At 60.8% G+C, this 7,821-nt stretch carries 6 protein-coding genes; 5 read left to right on the top strand and 1 reads right to left on the bottom strand.

Translation table 11 applies throughout. The annotated features are described in order from the left end of the window. Positions 1 to 325: 325 nt before the first annotated feature. Positions 326 to 1,228, bottom strand: a complete 903-nt coding sequence (locus tag ACF8MI_RS24990) for a LysR family transcriptional regulator (RefSeq protein ID WP_103436911.1) — start codon at positions 1,226 to 1,228, stop codon at positions 326 to 328. Between the two features lie 95 nt (positions 1,229 to 1,323). On the opposite strand from ACF8MI_RS24990, the gene ACF8MI_RS24985 reads away from it, so the two are divergent. From ACF8MI_RS24985 to ACF8MI_RS24965, 5 genes are read left to right on the top strand one after another with little or no spacing between them, the layout of a single operon-like run. After that, on the top strand, positions 1,324 to 2,766 hold the full coding sequence (locus tag ACF8MI_RS24985; protein WP_392518019.1) for an aldehyde dehydrogenase family protein: 1,443 nt from the start codon (positions 1,324 to 1,326) through the stop codon (positions 2,764 to 2,766). 13 nt (positions 2,767 to 2,779) lie between these two features. Then, positions 2,780 to 3,766: a dipeptidase gene (locus ACF8MI_RS24980; RefSeq protein ID WP_392518018.1), complete on the top strand. Its 987-nt coding sequence runs from the start codon at positions 2,780 to 2,782 to the stop codon at positions 3,764 to 3,766. Between the two features lie 57 nt (positions 3,767 to 3,823). After that, positions 3,824 to 5,374: a BCCT family transporter gene (locus ACF8MI_RS24975; protein WP_103436908.1), complete on the top strand. Its 1,551-nt coding sequence runs from the start codon at positions 3,824 to 3,826 to the stop codon at positions 5,372 to 5,374. Positions 5,375 to 5,400: 26 nt separating this feature from the next. Beyond that, the gene (locus ACF8MI_RS24970; protein ID WP_392518016.1) at positions 5,401 to 7,095 is read left to right on the top strand and encodes a hypothetical protein; all 1,695 of its coding nucleotides are present in this window, start codon (positions 5,401 to 5,403) and stop codon (positions 7,093 to 7,095) included. 2 nt (positions 7,096 to 7,097) lie between these two features. After that, the gene (locus ACF8MI_RS24965) at positions 7,098 to 7,793 is read left to right on the top strand and encodes a DUF3726 domain-containing protein (RefSeq protein ID WP_103436906.1); all 696 of its coding nucleotides are present in this window, start codon (positions 7,098 to 7,100) and stop codon (positions 7,791 to 7,793) included. Positions 7,794 to 7,821 lie beyond the last annotated feature (28 nt).

Raw genomic sequence — 7,821 nt, 5'->3', positions numbered from 1 at the left:
ACTCTTGACGCACCCACCCGGACTGACAATCATTCGGTGAACCGTGTTGACAGGTATAATAATTCCTCTTCGAGAGGGTAACCTCCAGACGCTATCGCTCAAACTGACGGTCAAGGAACCTTCTAAAACTGTCGAAAACTGCACCCATGAGTGACTATGATCAAAATCTAAAAAAATATTTGCAACACTATCTCTATGGCCGTAAATAGGGCGCGGCAGATCGTGTAATTCAAGAAATAATTCTCTTCCCCTCACTTGCTCTAACTCCACACCGCTCCAATATAGATACAAATTTTTAACCCCTGCCACTACATTGCCTTTTCATTCAACTCGCTATTGGCAGCAAAATCAGCTCCAAATGTTTTTTAAGAAATACCATCATTTTATCAGCCGCCGGTGACAAACTACGCCCTTTCGGCGCCAAGATCCCAATCTTTCGCTCAACCCGCGGATAACTCAGTGGAACGAACGATAACTTTTCGTTCTCTACTGGAAAGGCTAGAAATGGCAAAGTGCTCACACCGACACCCTCCTCTAGCATAGCTATCAGAGAAATCATATTGGATACAAATAATCGACTTTGCTCAAGCAGGACTTCTGCATCAGTCCCCTCAAGCAATCGAGATGTGCCATTACGGATCATTGGTACACCTTGGAGCTGCGTCCAGTCGACTGCAGCCCCCGCTTGCGCGAGCGGGTGATCAAACCGGCACACGATCCCAACCTGATCACTGATAATGGAAGTGAAAGCAATTTGGTCATCTTCCGCCCACAGGCTACTAATTCCGAAATCCACTTGCCCTCGTGAGAGCAACTGCTGGACTGATTCAGAAGTGCAGTCCTGGATGCTCACCTCAATATTCGGGTATTCGGCCACAAAACGCGCCATTGGCTTTGGCAGTAGCCGACTGGCAACGGACGGTACGGTTGCAATGCTGACTCTGCCGATTTCATGTCGGGCAAGCAGCGTGATCTCGCGACTCACTCGATCATGGTGCTCCAACAGATCCTTGAATAAAGGCAAGCAATGCTCGCCAAATGGTGTCAGCACCACACGCCCTCCCCCCTTCTCGATGAGAGCCTGGCCAAGCTTCTGCTCCAACTCACGCACGGCCAACGATATTGCTGGTTGCGTGCGAAAGGCATGTCGAGCCGCAGCGTGAAAGCTTTTTAGCTCGGCGACCAATAGAAAATAGCGCAGCTGAGCAAGCTTCAGTTCTGGCAACATGATTAGCCTTCCTTATCAAAGTATTTTTTTTATTAATTTCTATTTAATCCATATTGCTCGCAAGATAGGTCACAGGCAAACGGAGGTTCACATCCATGTTACACACCCCCTACAACAACTACATCGCTGGCCAGTGGTGCGAAGGCCAGGCCACAATCGCCAACCAAAGCCCTTCCGACACCTGCGACCTGATAGGTCACTACCAGCAGGCCAGCGTCGAACAGACCCTGCAGGCCATCCAGGCCGCCCGCGCTGCGCAGCCGATGTGGGCCGCCAGTGGCCTGGAGGCCCGCCAGCAGGTGCTGATGGCCATTGGCGACGAGTTGATCGCCCGCAAGCGGGAGCTGGGCGAGCTGCTCTCGCGTGAAGAAGGCAAACCGCTGGCCGAAGGCATAGGCGAAGTGCACCGCAGCGGCCAGTTCTTCCACTACTACGCCGCCGAAGTGCTGCGCCAGATGGGCGAAACCGCCGCTTCCGTGCGCCCCGGCATCGACATCGAAGTACACCGCGAGCCGGTGGGCGTGGTCGGCATCATCACCCCGTGGAACTTCCCCATGGCCACCGCCGCCTGGAAGATCGCCCCGGCCCTGGCCTTCGGTAATGCCGTGGTGTTCAAACCAGCCAACCTGGTACCGGCCAGTGCTTGGGCACTGACCGAAATTATCAGCCGCCAGGGCCTGCCCGAGGGCACCTTCAACCTGGTCATGGGAAGCGGTGCAACAGTCGGTGACACCCTGGTGCAATCGGCCGAAATTGATGCCCTCACCTTCACCGGCTCTCTGGAAACCGGCCGCCGCGTGGCGGTTGCCACTGCCAGCAACCTGGTGCGCTGCCAGCTGGAGATGGGCAGCAAGAATGCCCTGGTGGTAATGGACGACGCCGACCTCGACCTCGCGGTGGAGTGCGCACTCAATGGCGCGTTCTTCGGCACCGGCCAGAAGTGCACGGCGTCTTCTCGGCTGATCGTCTGCGACGGCATCCATGACCGCTTCGTCGAAGCCCTGTGCCTGCGCATGCGCCAGCTCAAGGTCGGCCATGCACTGGAGCCTGGCGTGCAGATCGGCCCAGTGGCAGAGGCCCGCCAGCTGGAGCAGAACCTTGAGTACCTGCGCCTGGCCCAGACCGAAGGCGCCATCCTGGTCGAGGGCGGTGAACGCTTGCAGCTCGAAACCGACGGTTACTACATGCGCCCGGCACTGTTCATCGACAGCCGCAACGACATGCGCATCAACCGCGAGGAAGTGTTCGGGCCGATCGCCTGCGTGATCCGCGTGAGCGACTTCGAAGAGGCGCTGGCAACGCTCAACGACACCCAGTACGGCCTTACCGCCGGCATCATCACCCAGTCCTTGCGTCATGCCAGCGAGTTCAAGCGCCGCGCCCAGACCGGCTGCGTGATGGTCAACCTGCCCACTGCCGGCACCGACTACCACGTGCCGTTCGGCGGGCGCAAAGCCTCGAGCTTCGGCCCGCGCGAACAGGGCCAGTACGCCCGCGACTTCTACACCGTGGTGAAGACCACCTACGTGCGGCCTTGAAGGAGTGCGCGTCATGCAAGACTTACTGATGATCGATGGTCTGCAATACTCCAACTGGAGCCCGGAAATCTTCCAGCAGATGCAGGCCGGTGGGCTGAGTGCGGTGCACGCCACCATCGCCTACCACGAGAACGCCCGCGAGACCCTCTCGCGTCTCGGCGAGTGGAACCGCCGCTTCGAGACCTGGCCGCAGCTGATCCGCCCAGTGCGTTCGGCCAGCGATATCCGCCTGGCCCAGGAAGAAGGCCGGGTGGGGATTTTCTTCGGATTCCAGAACTGTTCACCGATCGAGGACGACATTGCCCTGGTGGAAGTCTTCCGCCAGTTGGGGGTGTTCGTCATGCAGCTCACCTACAACAACCAGAGCCTGCTGGCCACCGGTTGCTACGAGCAGGAAGACAATGGCATCAGCCGTTTCGGCCGCCAGGTGATCGCCGAAATGAACCGTGTGGGCATGCTCATCGACATGTCCCACAGCGCCGAGCGCAGCACTCTGGAGGCAATCGAGCTGTCCACACGGCCGGTAATTGTTTCGCACGCCAACCCGTCGAGCTTCCATGCTGCCAAGCGCAACAAGTCCGACGCAGTCCTGCGTGGCATCGCCGAGTCCGGCGGGCTGCTGGGTTTCAGTACCTACCCATTCCACCTCAAAGGGGCCTCGGACTGCAGCCTGGAGAGCTTCTGCGACATGGTCGCGCGCACTGCCGACCTGATGGGGGTGGAACACATCGGCATCGGCACCGACCTGTGCCAGGCGCAGCCGCTGTCTGTGCTGGAGTGGATGCGCAACGGCCGCTGGAGCAAAGAGAAAGATTATGGCGAAGGGAGCAAGGACAACGCCAATTGGCCGGCACCACTGCAATGGTTCCGCGACAGCCGCGACTTCCCCAACATCGCCCAGGGCCTTCGTGCTCGCGGCTTTGCCGAAGACGACGTACGCAAGATCATGGGACTGAACTGGTTGCGCCTGCTTGAGACCGCCACCCCGGCGCAGGCCTGACACTTCCCTGCACGGACAGCATCAACAATAACAACAATCGCAGGTTCCGGAGGCTTCATGAAAAACCCAACTACCCTGCAGACTGAAACCCAGGCCCTGGCCCTGCCGCTGACGCGGGACATCGACTGGCCGCTGTTCGTGATCAGCGGCGGCTTCCTCGGCGCCTTCCTGGTAGCCGCCCTAATCGACATCGACGCGGTGTCCGCGCTGGTCAACACCCTGTTCGCTTGGTCAACTAGAGCATTTGGCCTGTACTGGCAGGTGCTGATGCTGGCGACCTTCGTGATTAGCTTGGGTATCGGTTTCTCCAAATGTGGTCGCGTGCGACTGGGCGGTGTGAATCAACGCCCGGACATCAGCACTTTCAACTGGATTGCGGTGATCATGTGCGCCCTGTTGGCAGGTGGCGGTGCCTTCTGGGCCGCAGCCGAACCGCTGATGCACTTCGCCAGCCCACCGCCCCTGTTCGCAGGCGTGCAACCGCACAGCGAAGCAGCAGCGATCACCGCCTTGGCCCAGTCATATGTACACTGGGGCTTTCTCGCCTGGGCGGTGCTCGGCAGCCTGTTGGCGATCGTGCTTATGCACCTGCATTACGACAAGGGCCTTCCCCTGGCGCCGCGCACCTTGCTCTATCCACTCTTCGGCAAACGAGCGCTGAAGGGCCCCATCGCCACGTTGGCCGATGCAACCGCGATTATCTCTGTGGTTGCTGGCACCATTGGCCCAATCGGCTTCTTGGGCTTACAGATCAGTAGCGCGCTGCACGCAGTCTGGGGTGTACCCGATGGTATAGCTACCCAATCGGTCACTATCGTTTCTGTCACACTGATGTATACCGTGTCCTGCCTGGTAGGTCTCAAAGGCATCCGAGTTGTCAGCGAGATCAACGTCTGGCTGATGATCGGCCTGGCGCTGTTCATGGTGGTGTTCGGCCCGACCCTGTTCATCCTCGGTGGCTTCCCGGCGGCTTTCGCCCTGCATGTGGAACACTTCATCCCGATGACGCTGTTCCGTGCCGACCCCAAGTGGCTGGACTGGTGGACGGTGTTCTACTGGGGCTGGTTCATCGGCTACGCGCCCATGGTCGCGCTGTACGTCGCGCGGATCTCGCGAGGCCGCACCATTCGCGAGATCATCATGACGCTGTCGATCATCGCGCCGCTGGTGACCATGTTCTGGTTCACCGTGGTCGGCGGCACCGGCATTGGCCTGGAGCTGCAGACACCGGGCATCGTCACCGCCCATGGCACGCAGCCCGAAGACCTGCTGCTGGGGGTGACCCAGAACCTGCCACTGGGCGGCCTGATCAGTGCGCTGTTCCTGTTCCTCAGCTTCATCTCGGTGGCGACCAATGGCGATGCCATGGCCTTCACCGTGGCGCTGGCGATGTCCAGCAACGATAAACCGAAGAAGTGGCTGTGTGGTTTCTGGGCCATCGGCATGGGCCTGGCAGCGGTGGTGCTGATCACCATCGGTGCAGGCGGCGTGACGGCCTTGCAGTCCTTCATTGTTATCACCGCGGTGCCGGTGTCGCTGGTGATCCTGCCAGCGCTGTGGGATGCGATACGCATCGCCCGGCACATGGCCCGCGAACAAGGCGTCTGAACATGATCCATCCAGGTATGACAACAATGTCCAACAGCCTACCTGCAACACTGGCCTTGCGCCCTGCCAGCCAGGTCATGGACCTGGCCCGGTTGGGCAGCCACTTCCAGAGCCCGCTCAGCTTCGTGCGCAGCAGCATGCGGCGGATGATGAACCAGCACTGGCACATCCAGCGCAGCCGCTTCGACCTCGATGCGCAAGGCTTCGGCACGGCCATCTACCGCATCGACACGCCGCATGGGCTTTATCACTGCGTGCTCTTCTCGGCCTACCTGCCACCAGAAAAACGCAGCGACCGGGTGATCGCCGACCAGTGGGACGTTACCTTCGTCCTGGTCGCCGGCGACGTCGATGCGGCGCAACTGGACGACCTGCAGCGCAATGTGCCGCTGCAGGAGGCCGGGCGCTTCGATGCCCGCGTGCTGGTCCTGTCGCGGGCCAACCGCAGCCTGCGCAACTTCGACCGTTTCCTGGCGGCGCTGGCCGAAGGACAACAGCCAGACCCGCAGCAGTTGGCCGAGGTCGGTTATCTCTATCGCACCACTGCAGTGTACGGCAACGGCAAATTCGGCATAGCCGACTTCGGCTGTCTGCAGGACAACCCAGACTTCAACCAGCCGTTCAGCGCGCAGATGTTCACGGTGTACCTACTGCGCCATTTCAGCATCGAGCAGATCGAGCACATGGCCCATGCCCTTGCCCCACAACGGGCGGTGAAATTGGCCCCGGCGCTGCAACGCTACCTGGGGGTAGGCAATGCTACTGGACTGGGCATGGCGCCCTTCCTGATCAATCATCCGCAACTGGTGGAGCGTTGGATCAGCACGCGGGAAACCGCCCTGGCACAGGTGTTGACACAGCCGGCTGAGGACGCCTGCCTGGCGCGCCTGCACACTTTGCTGGAACGCGCCCGCCTGCACCTGAGCCAGACCCAGACCGATGACGTGCGCCAGCATGAGCAGAACACGCAGACTCTCGACGAACTCTCGTCGCTGGCCGACTGGCTTGGTGGCCAGCACGCCTGCGAAGATCTCTGGCCACGCCTGCGGGCCTGGAGCGAAACGCACGCGGGGCTGGGCTGCCAGGAGCTGCTAGTAAGCCTACTGCTGGAGCTGTATCCCGAGCAGGTCACACCGCTGGCCGACCAGATGGGCGTGGTCGAAGATTGGCGCCTGGACGCACAAATGCCGCTGGCGCAACTGCGCGCGCTCATCGAGCAGCGCTATGACTGGGCCTTGTCATACGACTTCAGCGACGTGCAGGCCCAGCACTTCTTCTGGTATCGCTCGGCCGAAAAAGAAGAACCTCGCCTGGGGATGCGCAGCGAAGAACCGGGCGCCGAAAAAGAGATGCAACTGGGCATAGCCCGAAATATCCAGCGCTGTCACGCGGCGGTACTGGAGCATCTGCGTGAACAGCCCCAGGCACTGACCGCGCATTTTCTGATCGCCCAACCGGCGCTCAAGGGCACGGTGCGCCGCCTGCAAGGCATGGCGCACAGCACCTACGGCGAGATCCGCGCCAACCTGCTAGCCCAAGACATGCTGCCGATCCACCTGCTGCGCTGCAAACTGGCATTCTTCGGCGCGGGCAAGTTCGACCCCAAGTCCAGCCGCTGGGTACGTATCACACTGTTCCAGGGCGCACCGCTGGTCAGCGACATCGGCCGGCCGTTCGAGGACGACTGGAACTTCGCGGTCATGCCGCACGGAGGTCAGTGACCATGCGCGTCTCGCTCAACGAAATTCAAGTGATGTGCCGCAAGGCCTTCGAAGGCATGGGCTTTGCCGTAGGCGACTGCGAGGACGCCGCCGACCTGGTCGGCTGGCTGCATCTGCAAGGACTGGACGGCATTGGTGCGCTGGAGAAGGCCCTGGACTACTTGCAGAGCGAAGCCGAGAAGCCATTCGCCCTGTGGTACGAAGATAGCGCCCTTCTGGTCATCAACGCCCAGGGTCACAGCATATTGCGCTGCGCCGCGACCGTGGTGGAAATGGCGCTGGGCAAGGCTCTGCGCAGCGGCCAGGCAGTACTGCGCATCCACCACTGCCATAACCGCCTGCTGTTGCTCGGCTACCTAAGCCGGGCTGCCGAGCTGGGGCTGCAGGTGCAGGCGTACTGGGGCGATGCTCGCCAGCGCCATGTGGCGACCTTCGCCAGCGGCGCCAACCGCCCTGAACTTCGCAGTGATGCCCAGTCGGCTGCCGGTGATGGCATCGAGCAAAGCATCACGGTGCTATTCAGCCGCTCTGCCCACCACAATCCCTCGGCCGTCGCTACCCATGCCACGCTCAGCCAAGGCTTCACGGTCAGCGAGCCCACCTGGCAGCGGCTCAAGCAGATGGCCAATCACATCTTGGTCGAAAGCACCGAAGCCTCCCGCCGCCATGGCGCAGGCGGCGGCAACGATGCCGACTGACCCTTTCCAGACACTCAGGAACTCACCC

The sequence above is a fragment of the Pseudomonas sp. yb_9 genome (assembly GCF_043103635.1).
GTDB classification, from domain to species: Bacteria; Pseudomonadota; Gammaproteobacteria; order Pseudomonadales; family Pseudomonadaceae; genus Aquipseudomonas; species Aquipseudomonas monteilii.
Note: the sequence above shows the minus strand (reverse complement) of the source record. Positions and strands in the feature narration are given on the sequence as shown.

What these genes read in the sequence shown, in the direction of transcription:
- ACF8MI_RS24985 (WP_392518019.1), top strand. Translation starts at nt 1,324, where the DNA reads ATGTTACACACCCCCTACAACAACTACATCGCTGGCCAGTGGTGCGAA.
- ACF8MI_RS24990 (WP_103436911.1), bottom strand. Translation starts at nt 1,228, where the DNA reads ATGTTGCCAGAACTGAAGCTTGCTCAGCTGCGCTATTTTCTATTGGTC.
- ACF8MI_RS24980 (WP_392518018.1), top strand. Translation starts at nt 2,780, where the DNA reads ATGCAAGACTTACTGATGATCGATGGTCTGCAATACTCCAACTGGAGC.
- ACF8MI_RS24970 (WP_392518016.1), top strand. Translation starts at nt 5,401, where the DNA reads ATGTCCAACAGCCTACCTGCAACACTGGCCTTGCGCCCTGCCAGCCAG.
- ACF8MI_RS24975 (WP_103436908.1), top strand. Translation starts at nt 3,824, where the DNA reads ATGAAAAACCCAACTACCCTGCAGACTGAAACCCAGGCCCTGGCCCTG.
- ACF8MI_RS24965 (WP_103436906.1), top strand. Translation starts at nt 7,098, where the DNA reads ATGCGCGTCTCGCTCAACGAAATTCAAGTGATGTGCCGCAAGGCCTTC.